11 protein-coding genes and 1 pseudogene are annotated in these 14,956 nt (G+C 50.7%); 3 read left to right on the top strand and 9 right to left on the bottom strand.

The window, feature by feature from the left end:
- Positions 1–51 precede the first annotated feature (51 nt).
- A complete protein-coding gene (mppA, locus tag M4I31_RS11000; protein WP_038640874.1) occupies positions 52–1,665 on the bottom strand; it encodes a murein tripeptide ABC transporter substrate-binding protein MppA in 1,614 nt (537 codons plus the stop codon).
- A gap of 184 nt (positions 1,666–1,849) precedes the next feature.
- Here mppA and mpaA point away from each other — a divergent pair, with 184 nt between their 5' ends.
- Positions 1,850–2,578: a murein tripeptide amidase MpaA gene (gene mpaA, locus M4I31_RS10995; protein WP_038640876.1), complete on the top strand. Its 729-nt coding sequence runs from the start codon at positions 1,850–1,852 to the stop codon at positions 2,576–2,578.
- Here mpaA and ycjG read toward each other — a convergent pair.
- Positions 2,553–3,518 (bottom strand): L-Ala-D/L-Glu epimerase, encoded by a 966-nt coding sequence (gene ycjG, locus M4I31_RS10990; protein WP_038640881.1) that lies wholly within the window; start codon positions 3,516–3,518, stop codon positions 2,553–2,555. The genes mpaA and ycjG overlap by 26 nt on opposite strands.
- Before the next feature lie 115 nt (positions 3,519–3,633).
- On the opposite strand from ycjG, the gene tpx reads away from it, so the two are divergent.
- Positions 3,634–4,140 (top strand): thiol peroxidase, encoded by a 507-nt coding sequence (gene tpx, locus M4I31_RS10985; RefSeq protein ID WP_085048121.1) that lies wholly within the window; start codon positions 3,634–3,636, stop codon positions 4,138–4,140.
- An 899-nt stretch (positions 4,141–5,039) separates the two neighbouring features.
- Here the strand turns inward: tpx and M4I31_RS10980 are convergent.
- The 5 genes and pseudogenes from M4I31_RS10980 to pspE all read right to left on the bottom strand — a co-directional run.
- A pseudogene (locus M4I31_RS10980) lies at positions 5,040–6,719 on the bottom strand (glycosyl hydrolase family 18 protein); the annotation flags it as partial.
- A gap of 286 nt (positions 6,720–7,005) precedes the next feature.
- Positions 7,006–8,547, bottom strand: coding sequence for a transcriptional regulator TyrR (gene tyrR, locus M4I31_RS10975; protein WP_038640886.1), 1,542 nt, complete (start codon positions 8,545–8,547; stop codon positions 7,006–7,008).
- Positions 8,548–8,693: 146 nt separating this feature from the next.
- Positions 8,694–9,755, bottom strand: a complete 1,062-nt coding sequence (locus M4I31_RS10970; protein WP_085048119.1) for a YcjF family protein — start codon at positions 9,753–9,755, stop codon at positions 8,694–8,696.
- Entirely contained in the window at positions 9,752–11,149 is a 1,398-nt protein-coding gene (locus tag M4I31_RS10965) for a YcjX family protein (RefSeq protein ID WP_069324996.1), read from the bottom strand. The genes M4I31_RS10970 and M4I31_RS10965 overlap by 4 nt, the downstream gene beginning before the upstream one ends.
- 142 nt (positions 11,150–11,291) lie before the next feature.
- The gene (gene pspE, locus M4I31_RS10960) at positions 11,292–11,609 is read right to left on the bottom strand and encodes a thiosulfate sulfurtransferase PspE (RefSeq protein WP_038640891.1); all 318 of its coding nucleotides are present in this window, start codon (positions 11,607–11,609) and stop codon (positions 11,292–11,294) included.
- A 230-nt stretch (positions 11,610–11,839) separates the two neighbouring features.
- Between pspE and M4I31_RS10955 the strand changes: the two genes are divergently transcribed.
- On the top strand, positions 11,840–12,850 hold the full coding sequence (locus tag M4I31_RS10955) for a LacI family DNA-binding transcriptional regulator (protein WP_038640893.1): 1,011 nt from the start codon (positions 11,840–11,842) through the stop codon (positions 12,848–12,850).
- A 31-nt stretch (positions 12,851–12,881) separates the two neighbouring features.
- On the opposite strand, the gene M4I31_RS10950 is transcribed toward M4I31_RS10955, so the two are convergent.
- Together M4I31_RS10950 and M4I31_RS10945 are read right to left on the bottom strand one after the other, a co-directional pair.
- A complete protein-coding gene (locus tag M4I31_RS10950; RefSeq protein WP_085048118.1) occupies positions 12,882–13,787 on the bottom strand; it encodes an OmpG family monomeric porin in 906 nt (301 codons plus the stop codon).
- Between the two features lie 79 nt (positions 13,788–13,866).
- The gene (locus tag M4I31_RS10945; protein WP_085048117.1) at positions 13,867–14,946 is read right to left on the bottom strand and encodes an ABC transporter ATP-binding protein; all 1,080 of its coding nucleotides are present in this window, start codon (positions 14,944–14,946) and stop codon (positions 13,867–13,869) included.
- Positions 14,947–14,956: the final 10 nt, after the last annotated feature.

The following is a 14,956-nucleotide window of genomic DNA, read 5'->3' as shown; positions in this document are numbered from 1 at the left end:
CAATACAGAAAACCTTCTCCCCGATAAGCAATTCCCGCTATTTCACCAGGTTTAGTGCTTCACAATATACATTGTGCGGCTGTATGCGACATCTTCAGGGTTAGTAATCGGGTACCCTTTCAGCCACGGTTTAATTAACCGCCCGTTGGTATACTGATAAATTGGCGCAATAGGTGCCTGTTCCATCAGAATTTTCTCTGCCGTATTATAATCCGCATTCCGCGCCTTCTCGGTATTTTCCAACGTAGCCTGAGTTAATACTTTATCGTATGCCGGATTATTAAAGCGGGAGATATTGCCCGTATGGGTCGATGTTAATAACGACAGGAACGTAGAAGGCTCATTGTAGTCCCCCACCCAGGAAGCGCGGATCACATCAAAATTGCCGGTATTACGGCTGTCGATATAGGTTTTCCACTCCTGATTCTGCAGTTTTACGTCGACACCGAGGTTTTTCTTCCACATAGAAGCCACTGCGATAGCAATCTTTTGGTGGTTTTCAGAGGTGTTGTACAGCAGCGTCAGTTTAAGCGGTTTCTGCGGACCATAGCCTGCTGCACGCAGCAGGGTTTTCGCCTGAGCATTCAACTCTTCCTGACTCATTTGCTCAAACGGCGAAGGTTCAGGTACAAATCCTGCCGTAACATCCGGCGTGAAATGCCAGGCGGGCTTCTCGCCGGTACCTAATACTTTCTCCGCCATCAAACGACGATCGATCGTCATACTCAGCGCCAGGCGCACGCGGGAATCGGCAGTCGGTCCCTTCTGGGTATTGAAGGCATAATAGTAAGTGCCAAGCTGAGGCGGGGTATAAACCTGGCCCGGAATATCCTTCAACAGTTTCTGATACATGTTTTTCGGGAAGGATTCCGTGATATCAATATCACCCGCAAGGTAGCGCTTAGTGGCTGCCGATTCCTGATTAATGGGCAGGAAGGTGACTTTTTGCAGAACCGTTTTACCGTTGTCCCAGTAATGCGTATTCGGTACAACGACCAGTTTTTCATTTACGACGCGATCTTTGAGCACGTAGGCGCCGTTACCAATCAGATTGCCCGGTTTGGTCCACTCTTTGCCGCTCTCAACGTTGGCTTTTTGTACCGGATAAAATGCAAAACTTGCCGTCAGATTGGCAAACCAGGGGAGCGGTTTATCCAGTTGAACTTTTAATGTACGCGCATCGACCGCGCTAACGCCAAGCTTATCAGGCGCTGCTTTGCCATCGATGATCGCCTGAGCATTGCTAATACCCGCCAGCGCAGCAAACCACGCAAACGGTGATAGTGTTTTGGGATCAACCAGACGCTGCCAACTGTAGACAAAATCCTGCGCCGTTACCGGTGTACCATCGGACCATTGCGCATTGTCGCGTAGCGTAAACGTCCAGATGCGGTTATCGTTACTTTTCCACTGGGTGGCGACGCCAGGAACAATTTCTCCCTTCTCATTCTGATTGACCAGCCCTTCAAATAAATCACGAATAACCTGAATTTCAGGAAGTCCGACGGCCTTTGCCGGATCAAGCGACGCCGGTTCATCTTTTATATGCCGCACCAGTTCTTGTTTCTCTGCCAGTACCGTTCCGCTGGGAACATCAGCAGCCCATGATAAGGAAATGCTACTAACCAACAGCGCACAACAGGTTACTGAAACAGAATGCTGCATAAAATACCCTCAATTCCGGCTACTAAGTGAATGTGTAATTATTTGTATCGCCAGCAGGAAATGCAATTAACTTCCGACAAGAAAGTGATATTACACCTGAAAAGATAAGTGTGTGAAAACGATTTGATTATCCATACATTTTGCACAACACTGCGAGTAACTATTCGAGCATTCAGAGATGACTATGACCGCTACCCGTCCCCGTGCCGAGCGCGGCGCATTTCCGCCAGGAACCGAACATTACGGACGTTCATCGTTAGGCGCACCGCTAATCTGGTTTCCTGCGCTGGCAGCCGATCATGAAAGCGGCCTGATACTGGCAGGTACGCACGGTGACGAAAACTCATCTGTCGTCACCCTTTCCTGCGCATTGCGTACGCTTAACCCTTCCCTGCGTCGTCACCATGTGGTGCTGGCGGTGAACCCCGACGGTTGCCAGCTTGGGCTGCGCGCAAATGCGAACGGCGTAGATCTTAACCGTAACTTTCCTGCCGCAAACTGGAAAGCGGGTGAAACGGTATATCGCTGGAACAGTAGCGCCGAAGAACGCGACGTGGTTTTGCTGACCGGCGAGCATCCGGGGTCAGAACCAGAAACCCAGGCGCTGTGTCAGCTTATTCACCGGATTCATCCCGCCTGGGTGGTTTCTTTTCACGATCCGCTGGCCTGTATTGAAGATCCCAGACGCAGCGAGTTAGGCGCATGGCTGGCGCAATCATTTGAATTGCCGCTTGTCACCAGCGTAGGTTACGAAACGCCTGGCTCTTTTGGTAGCTGGTGCGCCGACCTGAACTTGCACTGTATCACCGCCGAATTCCCGCCCATTTCATCCGATGAAGCGAGCGAGAAATACCTGCTGGCCATGTCCAACCTCCTGCGTTGGCACCCTAGAGATGAAGCTGTCCGGTCGTAAAATGCAGGGATGGCTCCGCGTCGCTGGCAAGCCAGGTAGGTCCATCGAGATCGGCAAAACTGACCTGCGGCGTGAGGGGTAACGCCGCGCTAATCGCCCGGGATGTACACAGCATGCAGCCCAGCATCAGCGCAAATCCCTGCTCGCGCGCATCGATGGCCAGCGCCAGCGCTTCGGTCAGGCCCCCTGTTTTATCCAGTTTGATATTGACCATTTCATAGCGCCCGTGCAGCGCTTTCAGGCTGCTGCGGGTGTGGCAACTTTCATCTGCGCAGATCGGTAGCGGATGCACAAAATTCTCCAGCGCGGCATCATCCTGCGCCGGGAGCGGTTGTTCCAGCATCGCAACCCCTAAATCAGCCAGAAGCTGACAGCGCGCGGCCAGGCCCTCTGCCCGCCAGGATTCGTTAGCGTCGACGATGATCGTGGCCTCAGGAACAGCCGCACGAATGGCAACCATCCGTTCGCTGATTAAACGGGCATCCAGTTTGACTTTCAGCAGTCTCGCCCCATTCTCCCACAGTGCCGCCGCGCTCGCCGCCATCTGTTCGGGCGTTCCAATCACCACCGTTTGCGCTGTCGTCACCACCTCAGCCAGTTCGCAACCCACCAGCTCAGCCAGAGACAACTGCTGTTGTCGCGCATTCAGATCCCACAACGCACAGTCCACCGCGTTACGCGCCGCTCCCGCTGGCAGCAGCTTTTGCAGTTCTTCACGCGTCAGTCCATTTTCCAGTTGTGGCGCAATGCTCATAATTTGCGCCAGCACTGAGGCATCGCTTTCACCGTAGCGCGGATAAGGCGTACACTCTCCGACGCCTGTGACACCATTTTCTTCCACTTCGACCACCACCACATGCGCTTCGGTTCTGCTCCCACGGGCAATAACAAAGGGAGTGTGCAGCGGCCAGGCTTCCTCATATACCTTTACTGTTCTCATTCGTTTTCCTTAGTGCAGTCCCTGAAGCGGATATCCGCAAATAGCGTTTGCCGTGTTAACTGCTGATGGCATAAACTAGCCTCGACGTTAACTATATGTAAACAGGAAGATAACCATGTCACAAACCGTTCATTTCCAGGGCAACCCGGTTGCAGTCGCTGGCTCCATTCCTCAGGCAGGAAGCAAAGCTCAGGCTTTTACCCTTGTGGCTAAAGATCTGTCTGACGTTACGCTGGGCCAGTTCGCCGGCAAGCGCAAAGTGCTGAATATTTTCCCAAGCATCGATACCGGCGTTTGCGCGGCATCGGTACGTAAGTTTAACCAACTGGCGACAGAAATCGACAATACCGTCGTACTGTGCGTTTCGGCCGACCTGCCCTTTGCACATTCTCGTTTTTGCGGTGCGGAAGGTCTGAGCAACGTTATCACGCTGTCCACCCTGCGCAATGCAGAATTCCTGAAAAACTACGGTGTTGAAATCACTGAAGGCCCATTAAAAGGGCTGGCCGCGCGCGCCGTGGTGGTTATCGACGAGAATGACAACGTTATTTTCAGCCAACTGGTCAATGAAATTACCAACGAGCCGGATTACACTGCCGCTCTGGACGTGCTGAAAGCGTAATAAACACTTAGCCTTCTATACAACACATTCTCAACCTCGCTACGGCGGGGTTTTTTATTGTGCACAGCCCCTCCAGCCAGGCTGGGGGTTTTCCATAGACAACAAGTAAGCCGTAACATTGCTGTTACGGCTTTGAAGGTGAGGACTTTTTTAACTTACCTGGACGCTTTTAACATCTCATCCGTTAAGGTAATCGAATCCAGCACGGTAAATATTTTTGCACTTTCACTACTGCCGTCGGCGGTAGCCGCATAAACTTTATCACCCGCTTTCAGTTTATTCACAGAGATAGTCTCAGAAGGCGACCAGTAACCCCGCTGCGAATTCAACACCGTGGAACAACCTTTACCGGACTTCTTGACCCCCCCATGGAACCATGAGCCACAAAAATTGGTGGTCGTTTTTCCTTTCGCGTCGGTTGAATCGTAATAAAAGTTAACGTACTGATACGTAATCATCATCGACGTACTTGCATTAATCGTATACGTCAACGAACCATTTTTAACCGACGTCTCTGACGATGCAATTTGCGAAGGGCTGCCCGTACTCACATCTTCAAGTGTGTACTGATAAGTTAACACAACGTTACCTTTCGCATCGGTAACTGTAACGTTATGCCCTTCGGTAATGAATCCAGACATTATGGATAACTTAACCGTGGAATAACCATTACCTGAATCGGTTATCGTTACCTGGTCGTTCCCTTTGTTGCCGTATTTACCGAAATAGTACGGCTCACCAACGGCATCAATATTCCAGCCATCGTGTTGCAATGTAACGGTATACTCCCCACTCTCAATACTGGCAGTATTTTGCGTCCATTTTAATTCCGGGTTAGATTTCGATTTGTCAACATTGATGTCTTTGATTTCCGTCTCTGCCGGTGTCTCATCGCTATGGGTAAACGGTGCAAACACTTCGCTGAAGGCGTATTGCGGTGCCTGAGATTCCGTTAACCCACTGTGTTCCGGCGAGACCTGACCGGCAACACCCGGCTGATCACGCATCATCGACCACATACCAATCATGCCCATATCGCGATCTTTGGCATCGTCCATCACCAGGTTAGCATCCGACAGATAGAACACTTCGCCCTGCACGTCGTTGTAGCCGTTCATCGGCGTAACGCCCATCATGGCGTTGATCTCGTCATCGCTCTTATCGGTGAATATCTGTTTTAACTGGCTGGACAGGTTTTCTATAGCTGAGGTTGCACATTTGCCATGAATATTCTGCCCTTCCGTACCGTCGGACTGACAGATACTGCTGCCGTAGTCCATCGCCATCACGTTTACGCCCGCCAGATTTACACCTTTGGCCTTCGCATCGTTCAGTACATACAGACCGTCATCGGTCAGACCGGTAGGCAGAATAGGCAACGTGTACCAGATCCCTACGCTACGACCTTCAGCTTTCCATTGATCCTGCGCAGCCTTAACGGCTTCGTTACGGCGGTTAATGGAGTCATGGTCGGCAACCCAGGTCCCTTCGATATCGAAGTCCAGCACGTTCAGGTTGAGGTTTTCAACGATGTCATAATAGTGTTGCTGCAGTTGTGATACGTCGGTACAGGCTGCCGCCAACGGCGAGTTGTTGGCGCCACCGATGGAGACCATGATATCTCCGCCTGCTTCACGCAGCGCTTTAATTTTACTGTACTGCGTGTAGTCATTAATGTTGTAGGCCGTGCCCCAGGTTGGCAGACAGGTATCAGCATCCTTCGCCACCACAAAGGCCATGGTGAAGTGGGTCACATTCTGGTTTTTGGCAAGACTGGCAAGGTCTGGCAGCGAGTTCAGGGTATAGTCGACATACGGCGCGTAGACATGAGCAGGCCATGCAGATGAAGGTGTCCCGACCATTGCTTTAGTGCCGGACCAGTCAATATAAATTTTCCACGGATTGGTATCGGCTGGCGTGACTTTCTGGACTTTAGCCTGGGAAACATAGTTTTCGCCGTTATATCGAATGAGTGTCCCGCTTTCATACAGCGTTGAAGAATTAAATTCAGGCGCATTATTGAGTTGATCCGTCGTATACGTTACGACAGCACCCAGCGGTTTCCACGGGCGACCATTGGTGCCAGACGGGTTCTGGTTTGCCTCCAGGGAAGGATCATCGCCAATGGTATAAAATAGCGCCTCATATTCCTGGCCGTCTTTCTGAACTTTATCGCCTTTATTGTACGTCGTGGTTGCCGACCACTGCGCGACTTCCGCATACACTTCCCATGGATTGGCTGCCCCCGGCGTGAAACCGTATGCGCTCTGTGCGGTAGAAGTCTGCCAGGTCGCACCGTTGTAGGTAACAATATCATTGGCATTGTAGGCATTTGCGCTACTGTAATCCGGATAGGTTACCGTACCGCCGCCAGTATCGCAGGTTGTCGGGTTACCGTATTCTGCGATTTCTGCAGCGGTTGCATCACGTTCAAAACGCCAGGGATTATTAGCTTCATCACCTGAGGCATTTCCCGGACAATCCGATGCGCCAACCCACCAGGCATTGGTATAGACGCCGCTGTCATAAATAACTTCGTAAGGGCCGGTTCCTTCTTGTCCACTCCAGGCTTCAAGAGCCAATACGGGTGCTGCGGCGCATAATGCGCCCATTCCAATTATTGTTTTGGTAAATATATTAAGTTTCATAATCATCCCTTATTAATAATCGCATTATTCAAAATGCGGTTAATTGTAAGAGGAATGCGGAATGAGTGAAATGAATAGCAACTACAGGGATAATTAATTAAGAATGAGGGATACTGGTCACATGAGTATTAATATTCAATATAAATACATTAAAATAAATTAATAATATGAACAAATAAAAAATGCCAACCCCATAATCAGGATTGGCAATAATACTTTATTCTTCACTTTTCTTTTGATTCAAACCATACTCGCGTAACTTGTTAGCGATCGCAGTATGTGAAACACCAAGCCGTTTGGCAAGTTTACGCGTGCTGGGGTAATTCATATACAGTTGCGTCAGCACAGAGCGTTCAAAGCGGCTGGTAATTTCATCCAGCGAGCCTTCCATCACCTCTTCTCCGACCGCAACCGTTGCCGCATCGTAATCTGGCAATAATATATCCTGTGGTCGCAACTCATATCCCTCTAACTGGGTCAACGCCCGATAGATGGCATTTTTAAGCTGGCGGACATTACCTGGCCAACCGTAGCGGGTTAATACCGTACTGAGATCCGCGGACAGTTTCGGACGCGGTACGCCCTGTTCGTCGGCAAAACGCGCCACAAACAGTTCGGTGAGCGGCATGATATCTTGCGGACAATCGCGCAGCGGCGGCAGGTTGAGGGTCAGTACGTTCAAACGATAATACAGATCTTCGCGGAACAAACCTTTCTGCACCAGCTCCACCAGGTTCTTTTGCGTGGCGCAAATCACACGTACATCAACATGGACTTCATGATCTTCGCCAACCCGGCGGAAGGTCCCGTCATTGAGGAAACGCAACAATTTGGTCTGCATGCTCGGCGACATTTCGCCAATCTCATCCAGCAGCACCGAGCCGCCGTTAGCCTGCTCGAAGAACCCTTTTTTACCTTCCCCTGCGTGACCAAACAGCTCGCTTTCGACCGCGTCTTCAGGGATCGACGCACAGTTCAGCGCCAGATACGGCTTCGCCGCACGCGGGCTCGCCAGATGACAGGCATGGGCAAAGAGATCCTTACCCGTACCGGTATTACCGGTGATCAGCAACGGTGCGCTCAGCGTCGCCAGCTTACGGGCCTGTTCTACGACATGCTTCATTTTGGCGCTGACGGCAATAATCTGGCTAAACGCACTCAGATCCTGCGTGGTCATATTTTGCAACTGACGCCCCATCCGGATGGTGGAACGCAGCATGACGACGGCTCCCGTCAGCATTTGCTCCTGATTTTCACCCTGCAAATGAACTGGCGTAATTTCCATCAGGAAATTCTGTCCGTTAATCACGACATGCTCGCTATGTGAATCCTGCGGATTGCTTTCGAGCCAGCGCTGGAAGTTAAAACCATTGATTAACTGGGCGGCAGTATGATTACGCATCCGTTCCTGAGAGTGAGCAAAAAGCTGACAGCTCGCAGGGTTCGCCATCTCAATTTTGCTTTTCATATCCAGAGAAAGAACGGGTTCAGGCAATGCCTCGAGCAGCGCACTCAGCGCCAGATGTTCCCGTTCGGAAGGCATCCAGGGGACGGTACGTACATCCGTAACTCCTGAAATACGGCGGATTTCAGCCATCAGACTACTGAAGTTGGTGAACTCCAGCTCCGCAAAATTTAGGTAAATTCGCCCGATGGGGTCAATCTCGATACCGCGTAAATCAATGCTTCTTAGCACCAGTAAATCGAGCAATTCGCGGGTCAGACCAAGTCGGTCTTCACAAAAGACTTCCAAACGCATAGGAACCTTCACCTGGACAAGGGATTATGTGTTAAATGATAAGACAGTATTTGGTTTGCAGGAAGAACTCTGTCAACAAATATTGACAGCACGCTGGAAAATTGGGCGCCGCGGCGTAAAGTTATACCATCGACGCCCTGTTCCAGTTAACTTTCACGCGGAGACTTGTTCTTTTGTAAGGTCTCTTTGACCTGACCAATCAACTGGCGGCGAAAATCCCCAAGTCGTGGTTTATCGTCATCGATCCACGGGAGCGGACGGCAGAGTTCCATCGCTTTAATACCCAGACGCGCCGTTAACAGCCCGGCACCAATCCCCTGCGCAGCACGTGTGGATAAGCGCGCCGCCAGATCTTGCGACATCCAGTCCATACCAACCTCGCGGACCAATTCGCTGGCGCCGGCAAAGGCGATATTCAGCAGCACCAGCCGGAACAGACGCAGACGACTGTAATACCCGAGCTCAATGCCATACAGCGAGGCAATACGATTAATCAGCCGCAGATTGCGCCAGGCGATAAATGCCATATCCACCAGCGCCAGTGGGCTGACGGCAATCATCAGTGTGGACTCCGCCGCAGAACGGCTGATCTCACGTCGCGCCTGTGCGTCCAGCACCGGTTGCACAAGATGGGCATACAGGCTGACGATTTCACGATCGTTTTGCGTTTCGTGGATAGAGGCATACCAGCGCTGTAACGCCGGATGGGACTGATCAATACCCGCCTGCTGCGCCAACTTTTCACAAAATGCGCGACCTTTTCCTGTTCCGTGGCTGTGAAGCAGGTCTCGCGCTTCATCACGTTCATGCGCTCGCTGGCGCAAACGCCACAACCTGCGCCACTCGGTCACCACCGACCCCACGCCTGCGCCGACAATTAGCGCACCCGCGGCGCACCCTCCGAGCGCGATCCAGTCCTGAGTCTGCCAGGCATTCATGGTCCACTGTACGCCCTGTGCGACAACACTCACACCAAACAGCGCCAGCCCGCCCATCACCATTTTGCGCCACAAACTGCGTTTAGGACGCAAGGCAGCATCAATCACCGCTTCTGCCTGACCTTCGTCTTCGAGAGGCTCATCCAGTGTCGCCGGAGCAAAGGTCTGCGCTTCCGTTTCATTGAACATTTGCTGCGCTTTAAACGCCGTGTTTTGTTCCACGTCCAGCGGACCTGAGAAATCGATACGCGGTTTTAACGGCTCGCTCATCGCAATTTATCTCCTATTAAAAACTCCAGCGCGGCATCAAGACGGATATGCGGTAAGGGTTTATCAACATCCATCACCTGCGGGCGAAATGCTTCAAACTGAAATCCCTGGCTGTCCCAGAATGCCTGTCCTGGCAGTCGTGCGGGCACTTCACCAGGATAGACGGTCAGCGGTTCGCCATCGCTCAGGCGATTGCCACGCAGCGCCGGGATCTTTTCGCCTTTCACATCAATCAGGCCGCTGGTGGTTGCCTGTACCGATGCCAGGCCCAGACAATCCATGCTAATACCTTCGAACGCGGCGTTTTGCCAGGCATCCTGAATCAGTTGCTGGAGCAACGACACCATATTGGCGTGCTGATCGACCGTGACATGGTCAGCTTTGGTGGCGGCAAATAACAGTTTGTCGATCACCGGAGAGAACAGCCGACGAAACAGCGTACGCTGCCCGTAATGGAAGCTTTGCATCAATTGGGTCAGCGCCAGACGCATATCATTGAACGCCTGTGGCCCGCTGTTGAGCGGTTGCAGGCAATCCACCAGTACAATCTGGCGATCAAAACGCAGGAAGTGATTCTTATAAAAGCCCTTCACAACCTTTTCGCAATAGTAATTAAACCGCTCGCGCAACATGCCTGCGTTGGTGTGTTTGTCCGCCTGCGCCAGCTTAGATTCGCCGTATTCTTCCACATCCGGCCACGGGAAGAATTGCAGCGCGGGCGCACCCGCCATATCTCCCGGCAGGACAAAGCGTCCTGGTTGAATAAAATGCAGTCCCTGCTGTTTGCACTGATGCAAATACTCCGTCCACGCGGCGGCAATTTCCGCCAGACGGTTTTCATCAGCAGGGGCCAGCGGATCCAGCCCCTGGCATAGCTGTCGCCATCTGGCCGACCATTCGCCCCGCTGACCTTGCAATAATCCGGTCATTTGCCGCGACCAGCTCAGGTAATCCTGCGCCAGCATCGGTAGATCGAGCAGCCACTCGCCCGGATAATCGACGATTTCCAGGTATAGCGTGGAGGTGTCTTTGAAGTGGCGCAGCAAAGAGTCATTGGACTTATAGCGCAGCGCCAGGCGAATCTCACTCACCCCGCGCGTCGGTGTCGGCCAGGCTGGCGGAGAACCATACAGCTGAGCCAGTCCCTCATCATAGGTAAAACGCGGAATGCCAAAATCACGTTGAGGAACCCGTTTAACGCCGAGCAGACGTTCTTCGCGCACGCAGCTGAGCAACGGCAGTCGCGCACCGGCATGAATATTGAGTAACTGGTTTACCATCGCGGTGATGAACGCCGTCTTACCGCTACGGCTAAGCCCGGTGACAGCCAGCCGCAAATGCCGATCTACGCCGCGATTAACCAGCGAATTGAGTTCATTTTTAAGTCGCTTCATCGCCATCCCGTTATGCTGAAGGAACCGAAGAAATTATAACAAACAGGAAGTAAAGATAGGGGTCAATTCTTATTTATCAACTACCTGAGCGGTGTCAGACGGCATTATTCCTGCCGCCTGTTACAGAAGATATACGGATGGTTTAGTTATTCTCTACTTTTGGCAGCGCGATCTGGTTGATTCCACCTTCATTCGTCACCTGCGTGTAGCCCATTTCAACGAGCATATCCTTCGCCTGCCCCGACTGACGCCCGGAGTTGCAATACAACTTCACGGTGTCGGTCTTATCAGGCACTTCTGTTGCGATACGCGCCTTCATCTCTTTTAACGGAATATTGACGGCCCCCTGAATGTGCTGCTGTTGGTATTGCTCAGGAACACGAACATCAATCCAGTGTTCGGCAGCATAAACCGGCATGCCAATGACCAGTGCCAACGCTAATACGCCTTTTTTAAACATAATATCTTCCTGATCGATAGTTGGATTTCACTACAACACTATACGCCAGTTCTTAAGAAAATATTGCGACTGCATTATCATCGTACACACCAGCAGATCGCATTGTTCTTCAGGTAACACATTGTGCGGTGTGTCTTTTGATTTTTCTGTCAGCATTCTGTGATTGTTGTCATTCGGCATTGAACTCCATAATATGTCCGCCATTGACTCTCGGACGGAGCTTGGGATCTATGTCTCCTACCATTTATGATATTGCACGAGCCGCTGGCGTATCAAAATCCACGGTATCGCGCGTGCTGAATAAGCAAACCAACATCTCGCCGGAAGCGCTGGAAAAAGTGCTGCGCGCTATTGATGAGTTACAGTATCAGCCCAATAAACTGGCTCGGGCGCTCACCTCTTCCGGCTTTGACGCAATAATGGTGATATCAACCCGTTCTGCCAAAACAACCGCCGGTAATCCCTTTTTCTCTGAAGTGCTGCATGCTATTACGGCCAAAGCCGAAGAAGTCGGTTTTGATGTCATATTACAGACGTCGCGAAGCACCGAAGATGATTTACAAAAATGTGAGAGTAAAATTAAGCAAAAATTGATCAAAGGCATCATTATGCTGAGTTCTCCCGCCGATGAATCTTTTTTTGCAAGACTGGATAAATATAACGTCCCGGTCGTGGTTATTGGTAAAGTGGAAGGAGAGTATGCCAATGTGTATTCTGTAGACACTGATAACTATCGTGACAGCATCACACTGACAAATGCGCTTATTGAGAGCGGCCACAGTAATATTGCCTGTTTACATGCCCCGCTTGACGTTCATGTTTCCATCGATCGCGTCAACGGGTATAAAGCCAGTCTTCAGGCACATAATATTCAAATACGCGATGAGTGGATTATTGATGGGGGTTATACTCATGAGACCGCCCTGCTCGCTTCGCGGAAATTACTGAGTCAACAACCGTTACCCGACGCAGTATTTGCCACCGACAGTTTAAAGTTAATGAGTTTATATCGCGTGGCGGCTGAGAAAAATATCGCCATTCCGCAACAGCTTGCCGTTGTAGGCTACAGTAATGAACTGCTATCATTTATGCTGACACCCGTGCCGGGAGGCATTGATGTCCCAACCCAGCAACTCGGCGAACAAAGCTGTAATTTATTATTTAATCTGATTGCCGGTGAGAAAGGATTGCAGAACATCACCGTGGGTACGCAAATATCGTTGGCCGACTCACTGGTGTAAAAACAGGGGCATAACAATGCCCCTGCACATTTTAGAATGCGTAATTCACACCAATCCCCGCATAATGGAATCTGTCGCTTTCACCTTCGTCGTGATCTTCCCATTCATAGGCATATTCCAGTGACATTGATAAACCATTTTGGAAATCATAAGCATACAGTAAACCAAGGCGATTGAAATCATGCCCTTCACGTTCCGGATCATCCTGCCAGTCCCAGTTTGACCAACGATCAAGGCCAATACGGGTGTACGGCGTCAGGGTGGTATTGCCTAAAGACAACGGTAAGTAAGCACGGATTTCCTGGGTCGAGAACTCGCCATTATTACGCGAATCCGCCAGATTAAAACCGCGTTCGAGATAATAGTTGACCGTTAAGCCCACCGTTTCGTTGAAGGTATAATTCAGACCGGTTTCGCTTTCAACGCGGCTATCTGAGTAACCCGTGGTACTCAAGTCATTGACGAATTGATACATTGCCAGCCAGCCGCTAAAACGCAAATCGTCGCTAAGTTTAATATCCCAGTCCGGCTGAACTTTCCAGCGCTGCATATTGGCAGTGTCTTTTCCTGGTTCATTAACATAGTGATAGCCGTAATTACGGAAACCACCGGTCAGGCCGAAATTAACATCCTCGCTTTCGAGGAATTGATAGCGAACTTCCAGTTCCGGGCGATCAAACCAGGTACCGCGTTTCCCCTCGCTGTAATCAACCGGACCTTCCTGATAATAGGCCACAGATATTTTCCATGGTCCATTGGACGCATTAAAATAGACTGACGGCTCAGCCAGTCCATCCATATCTTCGCCCTGACCTTCAACGTTTTCTATTTCGTACATGGCACCGATATTAAAGCGCCAGTCATTTTTTTCAGCGGCCTGCGCACAGGCCACTCCTGCGCTCATAATCAGCGCAGTAGCGGACAGTAGGGTTTTCATTATTATTCCTTGTTAAAATACTCTAAAAAAAACACCAAGATTCGGGGGGTGATTATCCCCTCCCCCCACGGGACTTTTATTAAATAGCCACTTCAGTTTCAGCATCAAAGAAATGGCATTTCGCCATATCAAAATGGATGGTAATGTTTTCTCCTGCGTGATAATCATTCACTGCCCCAGCACGGACCACCAACTCATGCCCCCCAACGATGGTATAAAGCATAAACTCAGCGCCTGTTAATTCTGCGACGCTAATTTTTGCTGATACATTATTTTCATTATTAGGCTGCGGATGTATGTCTTCAGGACGAATACCCAGCGTAACGGCCTGATGCTCATAACCCTGCGCTTTTAGCTGTGCTAATTTATTTTCGGGAATGGTTAACTTCAGCGTTTCGGTAACGAATTTATTACCATCAATCGCGCCACGAATAAAATTCATGGCCGGCGAGCCAATAAATCCGGCGACGAACATATTTGCCGGGTGGTTATACACCGTTTTCGGTGCGCCAACCTGTTGAACAATGCCATCCTTCATAATCACAATACGCGTCGCCATCGTCATGGCTTCGGTTTGATCATGGGTAACATATATCATGGTGGTATTCAGTTTCTGATGCAGTTTGCTAATTTCTGCCCGCATCTGCACGCGAAGTTTGGCATCGAGATTCGATAAAGGCTCATCCATCAGGAAGACCCCCGCCTCACGAACAATCGCACGTCCCAGCGCCACGCGCTGACGCTGACCGCCGGATAACGCACCAGGTTTACGCTGCAGATAATCGCGCAGGCCAAGGATTTGCGCCGCCCAGTTAACGCGCTCCTCGATCACCGCCGGAGCAATTTTCTGCATCTTCAGGCCAAACGCCATATTGTCATAGACGGTCATGTGCGGGTACAACGCATAGTTCTGAAAAACCATCGCAATATTGCGCGATTTCGCCGGCACATCATTCATCCGTTTACCGTCAATCAGCAGATCGCCGCCGCTGATCTCTTCCAGGCCGGCGATCATGCGCAACGTCGTAGACTTCCCGCAACCGGAAGGCCCAACAAAAACAATAAACTCTTTGTCTTCGATTTCCAGATTGAAGTCTTTAACGACGTGCACCTGGTTGTCGTAAATTTTTTGAATATGTTGCAACGAAAGCTGTGCCATGTTGAATCCT

Origin of the sequence: Citrobacter sp. XT1-2-2 (assembly GCF_023516235.1) — a bacterium.
Lineage (GTDB): Bacteria > Pseudomonadota > Gammaproteobacteria > Enterobacterales > Enterobacteriaceae > Citrobacter > Citrobacter werkmanii.
The sequence above is the reverse complement of the archived record's forward strand: the minus strand, read 5'-3'. Positions and strand labels throughout refer to the sequence as shown.